The organism is Ectothiorhodospira marina, from assembly GCF_900109495.1.
GTDB classification, from domain to species: domain Bacteria; phylum Pseudomonadota; class Gammaproteobacteria; order Ectothiorhodospirales; family Ectothiorhodospiraceae; genus Ectothiorhodospira; species Ectothiorhodospira marina.
The window spans coordinates 30955-52748 of record NZ_FOAA01000006.1; the positions used below are offsets into that span (position 1 = coordinate 30955).

Annotated in this window: 22 protein-coding genes; 15 read left to right on the forward strand and 7 right to left on the reverse strand. The window is 61.1% G+C overall.

All coding sequences use genetic code 11. The features are described from left to right. Window positions 1-23: 23 nt before the first annotated feature. The gene (gene rsgA, locus BMY52_RS06905; protein WP_090252638.1) at window positions 24-902 is read right to left on the reverse strand and encodes a ribosome small subunit-dependent GTPase A; all 879 of its coding nucleotides are present in this window, start codon (window positions 900-902) and stop codon (window positions 24-26) included. A 19-nt stretch (window positions 903-921) separates the two neighbouring features. Then, window positions 922-1263 carry a 4a-hydroxytetrahydrobiopterin dehydratase gene (locus BMY52_RS06910; RefSeq protein ID WP_090252868.1) on the reverse strand — a complete coding sequence of 114 codons (342 nt, stop codon included), beginning with the start codon at window positions 1261-1263 and terminating at the stop codon, window positions 922-924. 96 nt (window positions 1264-1359) lie between these two features. Here BMY52_RS06910 and orn point away from each other — a divergent pair, with 96 nt between their 5' ends. Further along, entirely contained in the window at window positions 1360-1905 is a 546-nt protein-coding gene (gene orn, locus BMY52_RS06915) for an oligoribonuclease (RefSeq protein WP_090252640.1), read from the forward strand. A gap of 6 nt (window positions 1906-1911) precedes the next feature. Here the strand turns inward: orn and BMY52_RS06920 are convergent, their stop codons facing one another. Next, entirely contained in the window at window positions 1912-2757 is an 846-nt protein-coding gene (locus BMY52_RS06920; RefSeq protein WP_238626955.1) for a sulfurtransferase, read from the reverse strand. A 4-nt stretch (window positions 2758-2761) separates the two neighbouring features. Beyond that, on the reverse strand, window positions 2762-4399 hold the full coding sequence (gene nadB, locus BMY52_RS06925; protein ID WP_090252645.1) for an L-aspartate oxidase: 1638 nt from the start codon (window positions 4397-4399) through the stop codon (window positions 2762-2764). A gap of 347 nt (window positions 4400-4746) precedes the next feature. Between nadB and rpoE the strand changes: the two genes are divergently transcribed. From rpoE to acpS, 14 genes are all read left to right on the forward strand, one after another. Further along, a complete protein-coding gene (rpoE, locus tag BMY52_RS06930) occupies window positions 4747-5322 on the forward strand; it encodes an RNA polymerase sigma factor RpoE (RefSeq protein WP_090252648.1) in 576 nt (191 codons plus the stop codon). 24 nt (window positions 5323-5346) lie between these two features. Then, a complete protein-coding gene (locus tag BMY52_RS06935) occupies window positions 5347-5973 on the forward strand; it encodes a sigma-E factor negative regulatory protein (RefSeq protein ID WP_090252650.1) in 627 nt (208 codons plus the stop codon). Window positions 5974-5977: 4 nt separating this feature from the next. Further along, complete coding sequence (locus tag BMY52_RS06940) at window positions 5978-6964, forward strand: MucB/RseB C-terminal domain-containing protein (RefSeq protein ID WP_090252653.1); 987 nt, start codon at window positions 5978-5980, stop codon at window positions 6962-6964. After that, a complete protein-coding gene (locus tag BMY52_RS06945) occupies window positions 6961-7437 on the forward strand; it encodes a SoxR reducing system RseC family protein (RefSeq protein WP_090252655.1) in 477 nt (158 codons plus the stop codon). The genes BMY52_RS06940 and BMY52_RS06945 overlap by 4 nt, the downstream gene beginning before the upstream one ends. 70 nt (window positions 7438-7507) lie before the next feature. After that, the gene (locus BMY52_RS06950; protein ID WP_238626951.1) at window positions 7508-8959 is read left to right on the forward strand and encodes a DegQ family serine endoprotease; all 1452 of its coding nucleotides are present in this window, start codon (window positions 7508-7510) and stop codon (window positions 8957-8959) included. 4 nt (window positions 8960-8963) lie between these two features. Next, a complete protein-coding gene (locus tag BMY52_RS06955; protein WP_090252657.1) occupies window positions 8964-9206 on the forward strand; it encodes a glutaredoxin family protein in 243 nt (80 codons plus the stop codon). Between the two features lie 124 nt (window positions 9207-9330). Further along, window positions 9331-11157: a translation elongation factor 4 gene (gene lepA / locus BMY52_RS06960; RefSeq protein ID WP_090252874.1), complete on the forward strand. Its 1827-nt coding sequence runs from the start codon at window positions 9331-9333 to the stop codon at window positions 11155-11157. A 113-nt stretch (window positions 11158-11270) separates the two neighbouring features. Then, window positions 11271-12095, forward strand: coding sequence for a signal peptidase I (gene lepB / locus BMY52_RS06965; RefSeq protein WP_090252659.1), 825 nt, complete (start codon window positions 11271-11273; stop codon window positions 12093-12095). A gap of 104 nt (window positions 12096-12199) precedes the next feature. After that, entirely contained in the window at window positions 12200-12571 is a 372-nt protein-coding gene (locus BMY52_RS06970; protein ID WP_090252662.1) for a DUF4845 domain-containing protein, read from the forward strand. Window positions 12572-12573: 2 nt separating this feature from the next. Then, window positions 12574-13257: a ribonuclease III gene (gene rnc, locus BMY52_RS06975; protein ID WP_090252664.1), complete on the forward strand. Its 684-nt coding sequence runs from the start codon at window positions 12574-12576 to the stop codon at window positions 13255-13257. Beyond that, complete coding sequence (gene era / locus BMY52_RS06980; protein ID WP_281244072.1) at window positions 13254-14195, forward strand: GTPase Era; 942 nt, start codon at window positions 13254-13256, stop codon at window positions 14193-14195. The genes rnc and era overlap by 4 nt, the downstream gene beginning before the upstream one ends. Continuing rightward, window positions 14192-14896 carry a DNA repair protein RecO gene (gene recO / locus BMY52_RS06985; protein ID WP_090252667.1) on the forward strand — a complete coding sequence of 235 codons (705 nt, stop codon included), beginning with the start codon at window positions 14192-14194 and terminating at the stop codon, window positions 14894-14896. Before era ends, recO begins: the two co-directional genes overlap by 4 nt. Then, the gene (gene pdxJ / locus BMY52_RS06990) at window positions 14893-15633 is read left to right on the forward strand and encodes a pyridoxine 5'-phosphate synthase (protein WP_090252670.1); all 741 of its coding nucleotides are present in this window, start codon (window positions 14893-14895) and stop codon (window positions 15631-15633) included. The genes recO and pdxJ overlap by 4 nt, the downstream gene beginning before the upstream one ends. Next, window positions 15633-16013 carry a holo-ACP synthase gene (acpS, locus tag BMY52_RS06995; RefSeq protein ID WP_090252672.1) on the forward strand — a complete coding sequence of 127 codons (381 nt, stop codon included), beginning with the start codon at window positions 15633-15635 and terminating at the stop codon, window positions 16011-16013. The genes pdxJ and acpS overlap by 1 nt, the downstream gene beginning before the upstream one ends. On the opposite strand, the gene BMY52_RS07000 is transcribed toward acpS, so the two are convergent. From BMY52_RS07000 to BMY52_RS07010, 3 genes are all read right to left on the reverse strand, one after another. After that, window positions 16000-18747 (reverse strand): ATP-binding protein, encoded by a 2748-nt coding sequence (locus BMY52_RS07000; protein WP_090252674.1) that lies wholly within the window; start codon window positions 18745-18747, stop codon window positions 16000-16002. The genes acpS and BMY52_RS07000 overlap by 14 nt on opposite strands. Continuing rightward, window positions 18747-19301, reverse strand: coding sequence for an ABC transporter substrate binding protein (locus BMY52_RS15385; RefSeq protein ID WP_177169880.1), 555 nt, complete (start codon window positions 19299-19301; stop codon window positions 18747-18749). The genes BMY52_RS07000 and BMY52_RS15385 overlap by 1 nt, the downstream gene beginning before the upstream one ends. Window positions 19302-19795: 494 nt before the next feature. After that, on the reverse strand, window positions 19796-21787 hold the full coding sequence (locus BMY52_RS07010; protein WP_090252679.1) for a TonB-dependent receptor plug domain-containing protein: 1992 nt from the start codon (window positions 21785-21787) through the stop codon (window positions 19796-19798). Window positions 21788-21794 lie beyond the last annotated feature (7 nt).

Genomic DNA, 21794 nt, shown 5'->3' on the forward strand with positions numbered 1-21794 from the left:
TCCGACGCCCGCTCGCCGTCTTCTTACCCCGGCAGCAAACTCCGATAACTCTCATATCGTCGCGGGCTGATGCGGCCGGCCTTCACTGCTTCGAGAACGGCGCAACCCGGCTCCACCGTGTGACTGCAGTCCTGAAAGCGACATTCCCCGGCCAGATTTCGAAGCTCCACAAAGCCTTGCACCAGCGCCTCCCGGGAGGCTGGCCCCGGCGTGAAGTCACGGACGCCAGGGGAGTCGATCAGGGTTCCACCGCAGGCCAGGGGATACAGCGTGGCATTGGTGGTGGTATGTCGCCCCCCTTCACCCCCCATCTCGGAGAGGGCCCCGATGCGGATCTCCAGGTCCGGGAGCAGGGCCTTGACCAGGGATGACTTGCCCACGCCGGACTGCCCCACCAGAACGCTGACACCCGTCGACAGCGTGGCGCGGAGAACCTCCATGCCGTGGTTGTGTGGCACGCTGGCGTGTATGACCTCGTAACCCAGATCCCGATACTCCGCCAGGGGAGGAGGCAGTGGGGTCCCGGCAGGCATCAGGTCCACCTTGTTGAACAGGATCACTCCCCGGGCCGGCATGCGCTCAATCGCCGCCAGATAGCGGTCCACCAGCGACCAGTTGGGTGCCGGAGCCGGTGCGATGACCACGACCACCTGATCCAGGTTGGCAGCCACGCTCTTGGGAGTGCCGCGGGGATCGACCCGCTCCAGCAGGTTGGAACGGGGCAGAATGTCGGTGACCACGGCGTGTCCCTGGGCATCCCGATGCCACTGCACCCGGTCGTTGCACACGCCATTTTCCAGGCGCCGACGGGTTGTGCAGCGGTGGACCGTTCCCTGGTCGTCTTCCACCAGTACCTGTGATCCGAAGCGGGTGACCACTCTGCCGGCCATGGATTGGGTCATTGCGTGTCCCGTGGGTTGTCTATGTGTGCAGCAATTGATCCACCTTGGCGGCACAGATGAAGTCGTTTTCCGACAGGCCGCCAATGGCGTGGGTGGCAAAATCCACCCGGCATTGATTGTAACTGACGGCCATGTCCGGGTGATGATCCTGTTGGTGGGCAATCCAGGCCACGGCATTCACGAAGGCCATGGTTTCATGGTAGTTGCGAAAGCGTACGGTGCGACTCAATGTCGTAGCGTCGTCGGATAACTGCCAGTCGCTGGCAAGCTTTTCCATCAAGCCCTTGGCCGCCCCCTCATCAAGAGGGGAAGCTCCACCTTCGCAGGGCAGGCATTGTTTCTGACTCAGTGATTCGTTCATGCAACCTCCCACGGCGGCGCTGGCCGCCTCGAAAATGCGCGTCTCTACAGTGTAGACTGTGCCACAGACGTCATGTTCGAACAAAAAAGGAACCCCATGAACCCGCACCCGGATAACCTGGTCTGGATTGACCTTGAGATGACCGGTCTGGACCCTCAGTCCGACTACATCATCGAGATTGCCACCATCGTTACGGATAAGGAGCTCAATATCCTGGCTGAGGGTCCGGTCATCGCCGTCCATCAAAATGAGGAGATCCTCGGTGGCCTGGACGACTGGAACCACAGCACCCACAGCCGTTCCGGCCTCCTGCAGCGGGTGCGAAGCAGCATGTACAACGAGGTGGATGCCGAACAGGCCACCTTGCGTTTCCTGAAGGATTACGTGCCGCCCCGAACGTCACCCATGTGCGGCAACACCATCTGCCAGGACAGGCGTTTCCTGTATCGGTGCATGCCGGATCTGGAAGCCTTCTTCCATTACCGAAATCTGGACGTGAGCACGCTCAAGGAACTGGCCCGGCGCTGGGCGCCAGGTGTGCTCAACACGTTGTCCAAGGATGCGACCCATCAAGCGCTACAGGATATCCGGGACTCCATCACCGAGTTGCGCCACTACCGGGAGCATCTGCTCAAGGTGTAGTCAGGCTCAGGGCTCGATGGGAGTGTCCGGGCAGTTGCCCCAGTCGGACCAGCTTCCCGGATAGCCGCGCACCTTCTCGAATCCCAGGTGTCTCAGCACCACCCAGGTGTAGGCAGAGCGATGATGGCTGTGGCAGTAGGTGACAATTTCCTTGTCACGGGTGATCCCCAGGGTGCCCAGTTCCTGCAGCAGGGCCCTTTGCGGGCGGAGTTGGCGATCCTTGTTCGGATCCATGGCCTGGGTCCATTCGTACGAAACGGCGCCGGGGATGTGCCCGCCGCGTTTGGCCCGGACGTCCCGGCCATCGAATTCCTCTGGGCTTCGGGCGTCCAGGAAGGCCACCTGGGGGGTGTTCAGATGTTCAATGATCCACTCGCGATCCGCCACGTGGGACATGTCGAATCCACTCACCGAGTAGTGACCCGGGTCGATGCTCGGCTCCTGAGTGGTGACCGGCATATTCTCCCGTCGCCAGCCGTCCAGGCCCCCATCCAGTAGCGAAAGTCGCTCATGCCCTGCCACCGCCAGCGTCCACAGCAGGCGTGAGGCCTTGCCTCCCCCTTCGTCGTCATAAGCCACCACGTGGCTACCCCGGTGGATGCCCAGTGCCCTGAACAACCGTTCCAGGTCATCGGGTTCGGGAATCATGCCCATGGCAGGCGGATCGTTGCGTAACAGACGGGCGTATTCCAGATGCACCGCGGCGGGAAGATGTCCCTGCGCGTAACAGTCGGCGTCACTCACATCGATGAGTCTCAGGGTGGTGTCCTGGAGTCGGGCCTCCAGGGCACGGGCGTCGATGATCAATGGTGTCTCCGTAGGCATCGTCGATTCCTCGAGAAGGTCGCGCATGGGGTCAGTCCAACCCGTGGTTGGCCCCCGGGGTCAGCAGGGTGGGAATGCCATCCAGAGACGGGTCGGTGTCCGGGTAGTCGATGGTGTAGTGAAGGCCTCGGCTTTCCCGGCGGGCGAGGGCACTGCGGATGATGATTTCCGCCACCACCGCCAGGTTACGCAGTTCGATCAGGTCGTTGGTTACCCGGAAGTTGCTGTAATACTCGTGAATTTCACCCTGCAGCAATTCAATGCGGCGCTGGGCGCGTTGCAGGCGCTTGCTGGAACGCACGATGCCGACATAGTCCCACATGAAGCGTCGCAATTCGTCCCAGTTGTGTGAGACCACCACCTCCTCGTCGGAATTGGTCACCCGACTCTCATCCCAGGGAGGAATCTCGCGAGAAGGCATGACCTGCCCGGAGTGTTCGAGAATATCCTGAGCGGCGGAGCGTGCGAAGACCAGGCATTCCAGTAGCGAATTGCTGGCCATGCGGTTGGCCCCGTGCAGGCCTGTATAGGCCACTTCGCCGATGGCATACAAGCCGTCCAGGTCTGTGCGTGCACTGAGGTCGGTTACCACCCCGCCGCAGGTGTAATGGGCGGCGGGCACGATCGGCAGTGGGTCGCGGGTCATGTCAAAGCCGTATTCCAGGCAGCGCCCGTGGATGGTGGGGAAGTGCTCCTTGATGAAGTCGGCCGGCTTGTGGGATATGTCCAGGAAGAGGCAGTCCGCACCCAGACGCTTCATTTCGTGGTCAATGGCCCGAGCAACGATATCCCTCGGAGCCAGTTCGGCACGGGCGTCGAACTGGTGCATGAAGGGCTCGCCGCTGGGCAGCAGCAGGCGTCCACCCTCACCGCGCACCGCCTCGGAGATGAGAAAGGACTTGGCCTTGGGGTGGAACAGGCAGGTGGGGTGAAACTGCATGAATTCCATGTTGGCGACCCGGCAGCCGGCCCGCCAGGCCATGGCGATGCCATCGCCTGTGGAGCCGTCCGGGTTGCTGCTGTACAGATAGACCTTGCTGGCGCCGCCAGTGGCCAGCACGACGGCAGCGGCATCAAAGATCTCCACCTGCTGGGCCTCCAGATCAAGCACATAGGCGCCCAGGCAGCGTTGGCCGGGCAGCCCCAGTTTGGCGCTGGTGATCAGGTCGACAGCGATATGGTGTTCGAATAGCTGGATATTGTCGTGACGGCGCACCTGGTCCACCAGGGTGGATTCGATGGCCTGGCCGGTGGCATCGGCAGCATGCACCACGCGACGGTGGCTGTGCCCCCCTTCACGGGTCAAGTGCAGTTGTACGCGGCCGTCCTGGGTGGGTTCGCGGGTGAAGGGCACGCCCAGATCCAGCAGCCACTGGATGCTCTGGGGGCCGTTTTCCACCGTATGACGCACCGCCTTTTCATTACACAGGCCTGCGCCGGCCCCCAGGGTGTCGCGCACATGGGCGTCAATGGAGTCCTGCTGATCGAGTACGGCTGATACGCCGCCCTGGGCATAGAGTGTGCTGCCCTCGGTGATCGGCCCCTTGCTCAGCACGGCCACCTGGCGCTCGGTGGCCAGATGAAGTGCCAGACTCAGGCCGGCTGCGCCACTGCCGATGATCAGGATATCCGCTGATTGGCGCTTGGGCCCCTGGGTATCTTCCTGCATGGATCTACAGCCTCGCGTAAGATGTCTGCCTCGTTCGATTCATCTGTGGGCACCGCGCACTTCCGACCGTACGGGGAGTGCTCGACTCCGCCGGAACCCGTATCCGGTTATTGGAGCGCCGCGCAGGGCTTGCTTGAGGCGGTATTGTTATCTGGGTTATTTTGTCACAGTTTTTTGCGCTGTCACACGTGCCGGGGGGCGGGCTCAAAAATTGACCTATGCCAAGTATTTGCGGGAAGAGGCCTGCAGATGGGGAAGAGTTTCACCCATTTGCCAGAACTTAAAAAGGGTTTTCATGTCCATCGCAGTTAGGGTACAGGAGGTGCCCTCAAAGGGGGAGTGCCCGCATGGGCAATAAAGTTACCGACGAGGAATTGGTCAGGCGTGTTCAGGCCGGGGACAAGAAGGCATTCGATGTGCTGGTTCTGAAGTACCAGCACAAGATCGTCAATCTGGTCTCGCGCTACGTGCATGACCCCTCCACGGCACTGGACGTGGCCCAGGAAGCCTTCATCAAGGCCTATCGGGGCCTAGCCAACTTCCGTGGAGAGAGTGCTTTTTACACATGGCTGTATCGGATCGCGATCAACACCGCAAAGAATTATCTGGTATCGCAAAGTCGCAGAACGCCAGATTTCGAGGTGGATGCCCAGGATGCCGAGCAGATGGGCGGTGAGTCGGCTCTCAAGGAATATGCAACCCCGGAAGGGGAAATGATGTCCGATGAGATACGCGCAGCCGTTCAGGAAGCCATCGGCGGTCTTCCGGAAGATCTGAAAATCGCCATTACGCTTCGTGAACTGGAGGGCATGAGTTATGAGGAGATCGCGCAGACCATGGGGTGCCCCATCGGGACGGTGCGCTCCCGGATTTTCAGGGCCCGTGAGGCGATCGACCGAACCTTGCGGCCTTTGCTGGATTAAAGCTCTACATAAGCGAGAAGTCACATGACAGCCACTAAAGAGGAAAGACTCTCTGCACTGGTCGATGACGAGGCCAATGCATTCGAGCTCCGCCGGTTGGTGGACGAGATGGAGAAACACCCGGAGGACAGGGCCCAGTGGGGTCGTTACCACCTCATCGGGGACGTCATGCGCGGTAACACCTTGTGTGCCCCTGCGGGTTTCAGCGAACGGGTCATGCAGGCCATAGAGGAAGAGCCCGCTCCCGCGGTTTCGCCCTGGGCCAGGCACGGCTGGATGTTGCGCCCGGTGGCCGGCATGGGCATGGCGGCAGCCGTGGCCGTGGCGGTGCTGGTGGGTGTGCAGAACTTCACCGGGGACGGCAGCGATCCAGGGGCGGCTGAGCCGGCAATGGCGAGCGGCGAGTCAGGCATGCGATCGGTGCAGCTCGGAGAGGGCCAGGGGCCGCGCTATCAGTCCGTATTCCCGTCAAACGCCCGTGGCACCCAGGTTCAGCACTCTCCGGTCGAGATCGGTGGTCAGCGGGCCCTGCGCATTGATATGGGTGACGCGCGTTTCAACAGTTACCTGATCAATCACGCAGAATCGACGGTCGGGGCGGGTGCGTTCCCCCAGACGCGGAATGTGGGTTACGGCGCCTCGGGTGAATGATCCCATGATGCGTTGGCTCCCAGCCTCCCTGGTGATGGCCATGTTGCTGGTCTCGGCAATGGCCGCTGCGTCCGAAACAGGGGCCGACGCATTGATCGGGAAGATGGTTGGGGCGGTGGATCGGTTGAACTACGAAGGGGTTTTCGTGTTCGCCCGGGACGGTCACATGGAAACGATGCATATTCTGCACAGCCGGAACGAGCAGGGCTCTCGCGAACGTTTGACCGCCCTCACCGGTGAGCCTCGTGAGGTGATCAAGGATGACCAATCCATCACCTGCATTCGGGCGGACGGGGGCTCGGTGTGCATGGAGCCGCGCAAGACCCTGCTGGGCATGCCGGGCATGAGTCCTTTGCAGGACGGAACAAACGGCTTGCGCGACAACTATCGCCTGGGCGTGGGCGGCTCCCAGAGGATTGCCGGTCTTTCCTGTCGTGAAGTGACCATCCTCCCCAGGGATGCACTGCGTTACGGTCATCTCCTGTGCATACACGAAGATTCGGGCATGCTCCTCAAGGCGCAACTCCAGGGGCAGGAGGGTGTTGTGCTTGAGCAGTTCATGTTTACTCATATTGAATTCCCCGAGACCCTGGACGAAGAGCGCTTTGAGCCAGCGATCCAGGGGGAGGGGTTCAGTGTACAGCGCATGGAGGAGGCGCGTGCCGAGCGGGAGTTCATGGAACCTGACCCCCACTGGCATCTACGCAATCTGCCTGAGGGCTTTCGTGTCACCAAGGTGCGTAAACGCACCATGGAAGCCAACCCCCATCCGGTGCAACACATGCTGCTATCCGATGGCATGGCCACGGTATCGGTGTTCATCGCCCAGGCTGAGCGCCCCGATGACCTCCTGATGGGAGTGACGCGCTCGGGCGCGCTGCATGCAGCGGCCAGACCGGTGGGAGATTACCAGATCACCGTATTGGGTGAGGTGCCTGCCGCCACGGTACGCCTGATTGCCGAATCCGTCGTCCACGAGGAAAGCCCGTGATAGAAGAGACTGCCCGCGTGATTGCCGTGGATGAGCCGGGTTTTGCCTGGGTGGATACCCAGCGCAAGACGGCGTGTGGCTCCTGTGCTGTGGCCAGTGGTTGTGGCACCAGCGTCATCGCCAAATTATTCAGCGGTCAGCGGACTCAGGTCCGGGTGATCGACCCCCTGGGCGTCGAGTTGGGCGAGCAGGTGATGGTGGGCATTGAGGAATCGGCGCTGGTGCGCGGGTCCCTGGCGGTGTATATCCTGCCCTTGCTCACCATGCTCGTCGCTGCCTTGGTGGCCCAGGCATTGTGGTCGGGTGCTGGTGAACTTCCTGTGGTGCTTGCCGGTCTGTTGGGACTGGGTGGTGGCCTGGGTCTACTGGCCCTGTATACGCGAAGGATTCGTCGTGATCCCCGTTTTCAGCCCGTGGTGGTTCGCCGCCTGGGTCAGCCGATCATACCCATGGACGGTGTGCTGGCGCCTTGATCCGGCAACCCCCCATCCGCAATCAATCCACCGCAATTCAATCCACGGATCGACCTGCGAGCGCATGTTCATGATGCCGAACACTGGTTTCAAACAACTTTTCACTCTGCTTCTGGCCACGGTGCTGTTGCTTTCAGTGACCGGAACTGCCCAGTCCAGGAGCCTTCCCGACTTCGTGCCGTTGGCGGAGGCCAATAGCCCGGCCGTTGTGAATATCAGCACCTCGCGCACAGTAGAAAGGCAGATGGGGCCGGGGCATCCCCCCATCGATCTGCCCGAAGGTTTTCCCGAGGACGGACCTTTCGGGGATCTGTTGCGCCGCTTCTTCGGTGAGGGCGGGCAGGGGGTACCCCGGCGCGGATTTGACTCCCGCTCTCTGGGGTCGGGTTTCATTATTTCCGATGATGGCTACGTGGTGACCAATCACCACGTGGTAAAGGATGCCGATCAGATCGAGGTGCGACTCAGCGACCGGCGCACCTTTGAGGCAGAATTGGTGGGCTCCGACGCCCGCACCGATGTGGCCTTGCTGCGGATTGACGCAAAGGATCTGCCTACCCTGGAGCTTGGCGACTCTCAGGACCTGAAGGTGGGAGAGTGGGTATTGGCCATCGGATCTCCCTTCGGGTTCGATCATTCGGTGACGGCCGGCATCATCAGTGCCAAGGGACGTAGCCTGCCCACCGAGAATTATGTCCCGTTCCTTCAGACTGACGTGGCCATCAATCCGGGTAACTCCGGCGGCCCGCTGTTCAACCTGGATGGAGAAGTGGTGGGCATCAACTCCCAGATTTACAGCCGGACTGGCGGTTTCATGGGCTTGTCGTTTGCCATCCCCATCGAGGTGGCCATGGATGTGGTGGATCAATTGAGGGAAACAGGGGCAGTCAGCCGGGGCTGGCTGGGTGTAATGATCCAGGAGGTCACGCGCGATCTGGCCGACTCCTTTGGCATGGATCGCCCCATGGGCGCCTTGGTGGCTCGGGTCCTGCCTGACAGCCCTGCGGAGGCGGCCGGCCTCCGGAGCGGTGATGTGATCGTGGGCTTCGACGGCAAGGAAGTACCCCGGTCGTCCGCGCTGCCACCCATTGTCAGCCGCTTCCCCATCGGTGATACCGCTCAGGTGGATATCCTGCGTGACGGTGAGCCCAAAACCCTCCCTGTGACCATCGCCAAGTTGCCCGAGGATGACTCGGCTCGTGAGCGTTCCAGTGCTCCTGCCGCGCCACCATCGTTGGCCATGGAGATGTTTGGCATGGAAGTGGGGCCGGTCCCCGATGAGATCCGTGAGGCGCTGGACCTTCCGGAAGGGGGCGTCCTGGTGAAGGAATTGGGCCAGGGGACCGCCCAGCGGGCGGGTATCCGGCCCGGAGATGTGTTGTTGATGATCAACAGTCATGCCCTGGAGTCCCCGGAGCAGATGTTCCAGGTGCTCGAGGAACTTCCCGCGGGTCGCTCTGCGCGGGTGCTGGTGCAGCGAAGCCAGGGTCCTATCTGGATGCCACTGGAAGTGCCCGAGTGAGTCCATGGCAACCCAGGTGACTGTTTATCATCGTGAGGGTTGTCATCTTTGCGATCGCATGTTCGATGAGCTTCGTTCGTTACAGCACCGGTTGGACTTTCATGTCCAGCCGGTGGATATCGACGAAGATCCCGCATTGAGGGCGCGCTTCAACGTCAAGGTGCCCGTGCTGGCAGTGGAGGATGAGATCCTCTGCTGCCATGTCCTGGATGTGCCGGGCTTTGAACGGGCGCTGGAGCCGGACTGATCCCCCCGTTGCTGTTCCTGTCTTGGCCGAGTCTGTACAATGCGCGCAACCCATCTGGCTGCACCCGCCACGGGCCCAGGATTCTGGGGCACGGGCGGGTGCGCATCATTTCGAGCATCGCCCCATGAGCAGTCGTCCCCCAATCAACGATAAACAGCAGCGCATACGGAATTTTTCCATCATTGCCCATATCGACCACGGTAAGTCCACCCTGGCCGATCGCTTCATTCAGGAATGTGGTGGGCTGACCCAGCGGGAGATGGCGGAGCAGGTTCTGGACTCCATGGACCTGGAGCGGGAACGGGGCATCACGATCAAGGCGCAAAGCGTGTCGCTGTTCTACAAGGCTCGGGATGGCCAGGAATATCAACTGAACTTCATCGATACTCCGGGGCACGTGGACTTTTCCTATGAGGTCTCCCGATCCCTGTATGCCTGTGAGGGCGCCCTGCTGGTGGTGGATGCCTCTCAGGGAGTCGAGGCGCAGAGCGTGGCCAATTGCTACACTGCCATCGATCAGGAGTTGGAAGTGGTGCCGGTACTCAACAAGATCGATCTGCCCGCCGCCGAGCCTGAGCGCGTGGCTCACGAGATCGAGGAAATCATCGGCATCGAGGCACAGAATGCCGTGCGGGTGAGCGCCAAGACCGGCGAGGGTGTCTCGGATCTCCTGGAAGCCCTGGTGGCTCGGATCCCGCCACCCCAGGGAAGCGCGGATGGCCCCTTGAAGGCCCTGATCATCGATTCATGGTTCGATAACTACATGGGCGTGGTGGCACTGGTACGCGTCAAGCAGGGCAGTATCCGGCCGAAGCAGAAGATCATGGCCATGTCCACGGGGCGCAACCACCTGGTGGACAAGGTGGGGGTGTTCAACCCCAAGCCCACCCCTTGCGATGAACTGGGTGTGGGGCAGGTGGGTTTTGTCATCGCCACCATCAAGGACATCACCGGCGCCAAGGTGGGGGATACCCTGACCAGCGCTGATCACCCGGCCGATTCCCCCTTGCCAGGCTTCAAGGAGGTTCAGCCCCGGGTGTTCGCGGGCATCTTTCCGGTCAGCGCCGACGACTTCAATGATTTGCGGGATGCCCTGGACAAGCTCCGCCTCAATGATGCTTCACTGCACTATGAGCCCGAGACCTCCCAGGCCCTGGGCTTCGGCTTTCGTTGCGGCTTCCTGGGCATGCTTCACATGGAGATCATCCAGGAACGTCTGGAGCGGGAATACGACCTGGATCTGATCACCACGGCGCCCACCGTGATCTACGAGGTGGAAACCACCAGCGGTGAGGTGATGACGATTCACAATCCTTCACAGCTGCCACCGGTCAATGAGTTGGCCGAGATCCGCGAACCCATCATCAGCGCCAACATCCTGCTGCCCCAGGATTATGTGGGCGCGGTCATCACCCTGTGCGTGGAAAAACGGGGTGTGCAGACGCGCATGCAGTACCTGGGTAAACAGGTTTCACTGGGCTACGACATGCCCATGTCGGAAGTGGTACTGGACTTTTTTGACCGGCTCAAGTCGGTCAGCCGTGGCTATGCCTCTTTTGACTATGAACTGAAGAGCTTTGAGGCGGCCCCATTGGTGAAAGTGGATGTGCTCATCAATGGCGAGCGTGTGGATGCCCTTTCCATGATTACCCATCGGGATCAGGCCCAGAGCCGCGGCCGGGATCTCACTGAGCGCATGGCCAAACTGATCCCCCGGCAGATGTTCGAGGTGGCCATCCAGGCTGCCATCGGGTCCAAGATCATTGCCCGCTCTTCCGTGAAGGCCTTGCGCAAGAACGTGACCGCCAAATGCTACGGTGGGGACGCCAGCCGCAAGCGCAAGCTGCTGGAAAAGCAGAAGGCGGGCAAGAAACGCATGAAGAATATCGGCCGTGTGGAGGTCCCCCAGGAGGCCTTCCTGGCCGTGCTGCAGGTGGACAACAAGGACTGATCCGGCACAAGCACCGCGTGTTTTATCCGGAAACATCCAGGGCGCCTGGCGTCTTTATCATCAATAACAAACAACGGCACGCTGACGCCGCAGGGTGACCGGAGACTGGGGCTATGACATTCGATCTGGAATTGATTCTGGTGCTGGGGACCTTGGTCACCGGCCTGGTGTGGCTGGCGGACATGATCTGGTGGCGCAAGTCGCGCATGGCCAAGGTTGAGGAGGCAGGGCCCCAGCGGGACAAGCGGGCGGCAAAGGCCGCGGCCAAGGCCCGAGAGCCCTGGTATGTGGACTATGCCAAGGCGTTCTTCCCGGTGCTGCTCATCGTGCTCGTGCTGCGCGCCTTTGTGGCCGAACCCTTTCGTATTCCCTCCGGCTCCATGATGCCCACCCTGCTGGTGGGCGACTTCATTCTGGTGAACAAGTCCAGCTATGGCATCCGCTTGCCGGTGGTGCGTACCCGCATCATGGAGACGGGGCAGCCTCAGCGTGGGGATGTGGCGGTCTTCCGCTATCCTGCCAATCCGCGTGAGGACTATATCAAGCGCATCGTCGGGATCCCCGGTGATCGAGTCGGTTTCTACGATAAACGTCTGTACATCAACGGCGACATCGTGCCCCAGGAGGTGCTTGGCACCTACGAGGGGGAAGGCTCAGGCGCGGTGATGACCGGAGCCCGTTTGATGGAAGAGCGCCTTGACGGCGTGACGCATCAGGTGCTGACCTGGCCGAATCGCCAGTCCGCCGAAGGGGAAGTGGTGGTGCCCGAAGGGCATTACTTCGTCCTGGGGGACAATCGTGACAACAGCAACGACAGCCGTTTCTGGGGATTCGTGCCCGAGGCGAACCTGGTGGGTCGGGCGATGTTCATCTGGATGCACTGGGACCATGCCGCGAAGGCGATGGATCTTGGTCGCTTGGGTACCCGGATCCAATAGCATGATCACGGGCATCAGGCATCGGGCATCGGCCACGGCTCCGGGGCGTCCCAACAGGCGTTATACTCTTCGCCTTTCCATTCATTTTGCCGGGGGTTCCCTACATGAACAGGCTGCATACACAATCCGGTGCGGGATTCATTCCGTTGCTGTTGATCATTGGTCTCCTCGTACTGCTGGGGACTGTGGGCCTGCGTCTGTTTCCGGTCTATACCGAGTACTGGAACGTGATGTCCATTGTGAAGGATGTGGCCAGCGAACCGGGGGCCGCCGACAAGAATGCCCGTCAGTTGTGGACGGATGTCAACCGCCGCTTCCAGATCAATTCGGTGGAGAATGTCGATCGCGATCATGTCACCCTCGAGCAGCAGGGGGGGGGACAGGTCCTGCGGGTGCAGTACGAGGTGCGCACCGCCATGATTGCCAATGTGGATGCGGTGGTGAGCTTTGATCGCGCGTTCCCTCTGGCGGATTGAGTATGGCACGTCCTGGTCTTATGGCGCTGTTACCGGCATCGGTACCGGATTCGGATGCGTTCCAACAGGCGCTGACCCACCGTAGCGCAGGTCAGCGCCATAACGAACGCCTGGAGTATCTGGGCGATAGCGTACTCAACTTCATTATTGCCGACCGTCTTTTTCAGGTACGCCCCGAGGCCCCGGAGGGCGAACTCAGCCGCCTGCGGGCCGCTCTGGTCAACAAGGACAGCCTGGCGGTGATCGCCCGGGATCAGGGCATGGGGGAGTTGCTCAGCCTGGGTGAGGGAGAGCGCAAGAGCGGGGGGCATCGGCGCGATTCCATCCTGGCCGATGCCCTGGAAGCGGTGATCGGTGCGGTATACGTCCTGACCGGGTTTGAAACCACGCGGGAGTTCGTACTCGAACTCTATGCCTCCCGCTTTGCCAGTCTGCCCAGTGCCGAGTCCCTCAAGGACCCCAAGACGCGTCTGCAGGAGTGGCTGCAGCGCAGAAACCTGGACATTCCCGACTACGAGATTCTTGAAGTGTCGGGCAAACCCCATGATCAGCATTTCAAGGCAGCCTGCCATATCCCTGCTCGGGATTTATCGGTGAAAGGCGAGGGCAGCAGCCGTCGTCGGGCCGAGCAGGCCGCCGCTGTCAAGGCCATGGAAGCACTCCAGGCCGTGGAGAAAAACTCTTGATTGAACATTCCGATCCTGGCTCTCTGGGCCAGGGTGATCACCTCTCATCCACACGTTGTGGCTATGTGGCCATTGTTGGGCGCCCCAACGTGGGCAAGTCGACCCTGCTCAACTATCTGGTCGGGGAAAAGATTGCCGCTGCCAGCCGTAAGGCTCAGACGACGCGGCACCGGATACGTGGCCTGATTACCCACGGCCCGGACCAACTGGTATTGGTGGATACGCCGGGAGTGGACCCCTCCACGCCCAAGCTGTTGGGCAAGGTACTCAACCGCACCGCCCAGGCGGCAGTGGATGACGTGGACGCGGTGGTCCTGGTGGTGGAGGCGGGCCGCTGGGAACCCTCCGATGAGGCCTTGGCGCAACGGCTCGAAAACGGCAACCGCCCTGTGGTGCTGGTCATCAACAAGGTGGACCGGCTCAAGGATAAGTCGGCCCTACTGCCTTATATCGATCAGGTGCGGGGACGGTTGCCATTCCATGATGTGGTGCCGCTCTCAGCCCTCAAGGGCCAGAACGTGGATCCCCTGGTGGCGACACTGATGCAGCTCTTGCCCCCGGGCCCTCATCTGTTCCCCGATGACGAGATCACTGACCGTAGCCAGCGATTCCGTGTCACCGAGGTGATCCGCGAGCAACTCCTGGAGCGCCTGGGCCAGGAAGTGCCTTATGCCACCTCGGTGGAGGTGGAGCAATGGGAAGATTCCGGTACGGCGCTGCATATCGGTGCGGTGATCTGGGTGGAGCGCGAGGGCCAAAAGGCCATCGTGGTGGGCAAGGGCGGCCGCATGATCAAGGGCGTGGGCAGCGGGGCCCGGCTGGAACTGGAACAGATGCTTGAACGCAAGGTGATGCTCAAGCTCTGGGTGAAGCTGCGTGACGGCTGGCAGGATGACCTGGATGGCATCCGTCGCATGGGGATCGACGTGGAGTCGTGAGCAGCGTTTCACGCAGCATTGGCTATGTGCTGCATGCCCGCGCCTACCGGGAGACCAGCCAGCTGCTGGAATTGTTCACCGCATCCGAAGGGCGCATGGCGGCCGTGCTGCGTGGTACCCGTGGCCGGGGTCGCCATGCAGCCCAGCCCTTTCGTCGCATGGAGTTGGCCTGGTCCGGACGGGGTCAGGTAGCAACGCTCAATCAGTGCGACGAGACCAGCGCATTGCGGCTGACGGGGGATCGGGCGATTTGCGGTCTGTATGTGAACGAACTGGCCATGAAGTTGCTTCCCCGGCAGATCCAGACACCCGAGCTGTTTGAAGCGTATGAGCGGGTGTTGCACCAACTGACGAATGTCGGCACTGCGGTGGAGATGCCGCTGCGCCAGTACGAACTGGCTCTGTTGCAATGGCTGGGAGAAGGGCTGGAGTTTTTGTCGACCGAGGCGCTGGATCCCGTTGCCTATTACCTGGTGAGACCTCAGCACATGCCGTACCCCGCTCGTGCTGGCGAGACGGATTCACCTTACTGCATTACCGGGCGGGCACTGGCCGCCCTGTTGCGTGGTCAATTGGAAGATCGCGAAGACCGGCGTCAGGCGAGGCGGTTGCTGCGCCTGTTGCTGGATTACCATCTGGAGGGTCAGCCCCTCGTTTCACGTCAACTCATCGCCCGCGGGCGATCGGATGCCACATCATGAGCTTTGTCTTTCCCCGTTTACGCCTGGGTGTGAACATTGATCATCTGGCCACTATCCGTCAGGTGCGTCACACCGCCTACCCCGATCTGGAAGACGCCGTGCGCCGCATTGAGGCCGCCGGCGCGGATATCATTACGCTGCATCTGCGGGAGGATAGGCGTCATATTCAGGATGCGGACGTTTACGGGCTGCGCCGTACGATTCAGAGCGGTATGAACCTGGAGATGGCCCCAACGGCGGAAATGCATGCCATTGCCCTGGAGGTGAAGCCCGAAGCCTGTTGTCTGGTACCCGAACGGCGCGAGGAACTGACCACCGAGGGAGGGCTGGATGTTTTGGGGCATGAGGAACGCCTCGCGGACTACTGTGCTGGTCTGGTGGAGGCCGGTATCAAGGTCTCTTTGTTCGTGGAGCCGGATCCCCAGCATCTGGATGCCGCCCACCGCATCGGTGCGCCGGTGGTGGAACTGCATACCGGAGCCTACGCCAATGCCAGCACTCCGGAGGAGCGCAATATCCTGCTGGAACAGATTGGCCGGGCAGCCCGGTACGGACATGAGTTGGGGCTGGTGGTCAGTGCCGGTCACGGTCTGGACTACGACAACGTGGGGCCTATCGCCGCAATCCCTGAATTCTTCGAGCTGAATATCGGCCATTCCATCGTGGCCCGGGCCCTGTTCTGTGGCGTACAGCAAGCCGTGGCCGAGATGCGATCTGCCATGGACACAGCCCGCTGATGCGCGTGATGGGCATCGGCACCGATATCGTTGCCGTGCATCGCATCGAGGCCTCGTTGGCCCGCCATGGGGAAGGTTTTGCCCGGCGCATTTTGCATCCGGATGAGTGGCAAGGTTTTCGCCATAGCTCCACCCCGGCCGCATTTCTGGCAAAACGTTTCGCTGCCAAGGAGGCCGTGGCCAAGGCTCTGGGGGTGGGAATCGGCGCGCGGATGTCGCTTCAGGATGCCTGCGTTGACCATGAGCCCAGTGGGCGTCCCGTGCTGCGCCTGGATGGTCGAGCGCAGGAAACCGCCCAGGCCCTGGGGGTCAGGGAGACGCAGATCAGTCTTTCCGATGAGCGTGAGTACGCCCTGGCCTTCGTGGTCATGTCAGGCTGATCACGTTGTTCCAGGTGGAGAGCAGTGCCTCCACTTCGACCAGCAGGGTTTGCCGCAGACCGGGGATGGAGACCTCATCACTCTCGCGCAATGCCTTTTCCAGGGCCGTACTGGCTGCTTCCAGGCGTGGTGTGGCGCAATAGCGCGATGCCCCCTTGAGCTGGTGTGCCAGTTTCAGCAGTGCCGGGCGTTTCAGCCCGGTATCGCATAATTCCTGCCGCGCGCGTCCCAGATCCCGGATCAACAATTGTCGCAGTTCCATCGCCAGTTCCGGAGAGTCGCCCGCCATGCGCAGCGCACGTTCCGGATCGTGGAGTGGCCCGCCGGGAGGAATCTCGAGCGGGTGGGCATGGGGAGCCGTATCCACCGTGGGGGGATCGTCAGTGGCCTTTTGCACACAGTCCAGCAGATCATGCTGGGAGACCGGCTTGGTCAGAATACGGTCAAACCCCATCTCCAGCAGTTCCCCATGAAACTCCGGACGGGCATCGGCAGTGACGGCAATGATCCTGGCCCCCGGGTCTTCCCGACGGATGAGCCGTAAAGCCCCCGGACCATCCAGAACCGGCATGTGTACATCCATGAATACGATATCGCAGCGTCGCGCCCGGTAGGATTCCACGGCCTGGCGGCCATTGGCGGCTTCATCCACCAGCCCCCCCATGCCATTGACGAATTCCGTGAGCAAACGGCGATTGATGGCGTTGTCATCGGCGATGAGAATCCGCTTGCCACTGATGGATCGGGGGCCTGGGCGTGCCATCCGGTGCCGCTCGCTACTGAATGAACGCTCGGAGTCGTTGCCGTGTCGCAAGAGGTGGTCCCGTAGAATCCCCTCGGACAGTTGCGGTGCCACCACCAGGGCTCCTCGGCGGCGCCATTCCGCGGTGAGATCCTCCGGTAGGCTGGCGAAGGCGACCAGGATCATCTGATGGGCCCGTTGAGGGTGTTGCCGGAGCGCGCGCAGTGTTTCTGCATCCGGGCGGCGCAGCCAGATCAGGCCCCGATGCTCATCCGAGGCGCCCAAGGCATCCAGCAACCCCTTGATGCCGTCCACGGGCCATGCTTGCAGGCCTTGCCGTCGTCCGCAGGCCAGGGCAAGGTCACGAGCCTCCATATCATCCGCGAGGATGACCAGACCGCCAGCCATGGGTTTGGGCCTCGATAGCCGGGTCGGCGCATCGGTGGTCTCCACAGGCACTTTCAGGCGGAATGTAGCGCCTTTCCCAGGCCGACTGTTGACGGAAATCTGTCCGCCGAGCACATTGATCAGACCGCGCGTAATCCCAAGCCCCAGACCTGAACCGACCCGTTGAGCGTTGTCGGGTTGGACCTGGTAGAAGGGTTCGAAGATGCGTTCCAGTTGGGTCTCGTCGATGCCCGGCCCGAAATCCTGCACCTCCATCTCCAGAAGGGTGCCCTGCTCCCCACGGATCCTTACACGCAGGATGACATGCCCGTTGAGCGTGAACTTGACCGCATTACTGAGTACATTGGTCAGCAGTTGCTTCACGCGCAGCGGATCGCTGATCAGGTACTCTGTCGTGCCCGGTTCCATCAGCAGGGTAATGTTGACGGTCCGGTCGGGCACTGCCTTGTCGCAGACACTGATGACCTCGCCCAGCAGTTGCCGCAGGTTGAAGGCAGTGCGGTTGATGTAAACGTTACCCGATTCGATGCGGGAGATGTCCAGCAAGTCGCTGACCAGCTTCAGGGTGTCCTGACTGGACTCATCGATGATATTGACCCAGGCCCGCTCCTGCTCATCCAGGGTGCCCCGCTGGATGAGCAGCTCCGCATATCCTTGCACCGCGGTGAGGGGGGTGCGCAGTTCATGGCTGATGCTGGCCAGGAACTCGGATTTGCGCCGATTGGCCTGATCAGCCTCGCCACGGGCCCGGGTCAGCGCATGGTTCTTTTCATCAATCTCGTCGAGCTTCTCCTGCAAGCGTTGAGTGGCCTGAAGGATGCGTTCACTCATGGATTGCTGGGAACGCTCGATACTCTCCGCCATGCTGTTAATGCCTGCCTGGAGCACACCGATTTCCCCGCCCACTCGGGCCCGACTGCGGGCTGTCAGGTCTCCCTGGTCAATGTACTTTACCGTGGCGGCAATCTTTTCCAGTGGCGTGGACAGGCGCATGCTCCAGCGACTCACCAGCACCCAGGTGGCGGCCAGCAGGAGCAGTGCAATCATCAGACTCTGCAGCATGGAGTGGGTCTGGTGCACTGTGGTGGGGACGTTGGTCAGGCTGAGTGAGATGCTCCCGATGAGACGCGGATCGCCTTGGCCTTGCGCCTGAGAGGCATCGGGCAGAGGCAGGTCGAATTCATCCAGGGCGGTGAGACGGATTTCCTCCTGGAAGTGTCTTACCTCCTCCCCAAACAGCTGTGAGGCCATCCAGGCCATGGGCGAGTCGGGATCACTGGCATCCGGACGTTGTTCGTGATGGTAGACCCGGTGTCCCTGGTGGTCCCGGATGGAGACCACCAGCACATCGGGCTGCATGCGGGCCTTGGCGGTGATCGCTTCCAGGTAGTTCTGGTTTCCCGAGATCACCCCATATTCAGCCGCGGGCGCCAGGAATGCGGCCAGCATCTCGCCGCGCAGCGTCAGTTGGGCATCCAATTCGCGCACCTTGGTGTCTGTCCAGTAGAGGGTCAGGGCCAGCGCCACCGCCAGGCTGGGCAACAGGGACAGCGTCAGGATGCGATAGCGAATGCGACCTTGCATCAGGGATCTTCCACCGTGATGCGCAGGGAGCGGGCTACCTGGTGGTTGATGGATACCTGGTGGACCCCGGTATGACGTCGTATTGGTTTCCAGTCGGCGGGGCCCCGCAAGGATTGGATGAATCGGCCGGCTTCATGACCCAGGGCCGAGGGTGGACTATGGATGGACATCAGGGCTCCCGCCCGGTGAAGGGCCTCGGAATGACCAATCAGTGGCGTCCTCTGCCGGTAGGTCGTCATCATGATACTGACGATGGTGCGTGGGTTGTAGATACGGCGGTCGGGGACGGTGACAATGGCGTCCGCTGCCCGGGACGCCCGGATGAAGGTGGGGATCAGATCATCGTCGTTCTCGGCGGCAAATCGCTGCAAGGCCTGAGGGTCGTCCTTTTCCCGAAGGTTGGCTTCGTCGCCGGTGGTGCCAAACCCCGGGCTCTGGACAATGGCAAAACGGTTCAGGGCAGGGACATGTCGGCGAACCATTTCCAGTCGACGCTCCAGTGGAATGTCTATGAAAATCGCGGCAAAACGCGGATCGGCTTCCTGATCGGCCATGATTTGCTCGTGGCTCAATCGGGGTAAGGTGATACTGAGCACCCGTGCCTTTCGCATTTGCCATTGCGCGGATTCCAGCGCCCGTGTCCCGGAAGTGATCACGAGGCAGCGATTGCAATCGGCACTTTGCATCCAGAGGGCTGCATCCGGGGCATCGACGGCGGTAAAAATCGCCTGTCGATCCGGAGGCAGGGCCCCGGAAAGGCCCTCGAAAACCTCTTGATGCAAGGGGGTGTCAGCACTGGCCAGAAAGAGCAGCCGTTCAAACTCCCCCACTGGCGGGACTGACCGATCAGCGCCCTGAGCAAGGGCGGCCCCGCCCATTCCCGCCCCCAGGGCGATGCCCAGGCAGATCCAGGTCAGCGAAGTGATGACCCCATGACAACGTCGGCTCCGCGCCCGAGACCGCTCGGGGCGAAGCGTTGCCGGGGAGCACCTGTGGATGCACCTGAAGGCATTTGCCAGGGAGGAGGGGGGCCTTTCCATGGGCAGTTTCAGAACTCCGCGGTGAGGGTGAACCAGGTCCCCGTCTTGCGAGGATTGGCACGCCAGTCACTCCCTGGTAAACGGCTGTCATGGCCGCTGGCCAGGAGATCAGTGATGGATAGAGCGGCTTCCACTTTGGGGGTAAGCGAATGGGTGACGTGCAGATCCAGAAAGCCGTCCCCGCCATCGCTGGCCGGGCCGCCGGGATCGTCGATCCATTTCAGGCTGCTGTAGTGATAATAGCTGCCCATGATATGCCAGTCATCGGTGGGACGCAGGATCATACCCAGGTTGACCACGCTCGAGGGCACGGAATCGGCCTGGATCTGGCCGTGATCATCGCTGTGTGCGCGCATCAGGCTGACACCGCCCATCAGGCGGAGATGACGATGGGGACGATAGCCAAATTCCGCCTCCACACCCCGGATGTTCAGGTTGCCTTCGTTCCTGATGATGCCGGGTAGGTTGGCATTGATGATGGCCTCGTAAGGCATCTGGATGATGCGTTCAATGGTTTTATGAAAACCTTTGAGATCGACGGTGACATGCCCTTGGTCGAATTGCCCGTGGTAACCCAGTTCGTAAGCGCGGATGACCTCCGCCTGGAGATTGTTTTCAGTGGTGAGTAGAAAAACGTCTTTGCCAGGTGTGCGACCCTTCGCATGGGCTTCTATCAGGCTGGGGGTGCGGATGGACCGGGAAGCCACGGCGCGCAGGCTGTGCGCATCCGTGGGCATGAGAGTCATGCCCACGCGTGGCAGGAATTCGTCACCGACCAGGTCGTCATTTTCGTACATCCCACCCAGATGAATCATCCAATGCGGAGTCGGTGTCCATTCCAGGTGGCCAAACAATCGGTACAGGTCGTTGTTTACCCAGTTGCCCTGGTTATAGTAGAAGTCAGATCGGGATTGATCACGTCGTGCACCCGCGCCTATGACCCATCGGGAAGCCTGGCCCAGGGCCTTGTGTCGTTCCACTTCGATATCATGGCGGCGGGAGGTGATGTAGGCGGTTTGCTCAGGGCTGAGAGAGAAAACATTACGTCCATCATTTTGATGAAAAAAGTATTGGATGACGTTGTGGGTTCCTGGCTCTCTTTGATCCTCCAGCCTTAACTGCATATGTCCTGAGTCAAGCTGGTTGTTATGTAATGGTGGCCGCGAGTCATGGGATTTGCTCAAATGCCGGTTTGCCTGTGTAAGCCCAGCGTAGGCTGTCAGCGTCAATCCGGGTAAGAGATGCCAGTCTCCGCGAAGTCTTAGCGTGTTAAGGATGGATTCGTCGTGAATGGAGGTCAGGCCGTTATGGTGTTTTTGGCTGAAGCTGAGCCTGTATGCGAGGGTGGCGTCGTCATTGCCACCACCTTGGCGGTATCGGAGGTCACGGATGCCTTGGGATCCTAGACGTGTCTGGATCTGGTGCCCCTGTGTCTCGGAAGGATGGCGTGTCAGGATGTTGATGATGGCTGAGAAGGCATTGGAGCCATAGGCGGCAGAATTGGGCCCACGGATGATCTCGATGCGCTCTATATCATCCGGCGCCAGGTCAAGATCCGCCCATTGAACCCCCCCATTTGTTGGGCTGTATATCGAACGGCCATCAATGAGCACCTGCATCTGGCGGGCAAAATGCTGGCCGAGACCTTGATACACAACCATGGGCCGGCTGCCATCATGCTGGCCGACGATCATGCCCGGTACCAGCCTAAGCAGATCCGTCAGGTCCCGCGCCTGGCTGGCTTCCAGCCATTCACGATCGATGATCGTGATGGAAGCGGGCGCCTCGGACAGGGGTTGCTCCAGGCGGGTAGCCGTCAGGACCACGGGCAGATCCATGAAATAATCCTGCTCGGTAGGCCATGACTCCTCGGCCACCACGGGGAAGATCAGGCTCATTCCCACCAGGCCCAGACCCGTGAGCCCCATCCAGCGGTAGTTGCCTGACGACAGGAGCTTCCGGCGACTTTCGGGTGGCATTTCGAAAGGGGTGTCCGGCATGGTTATA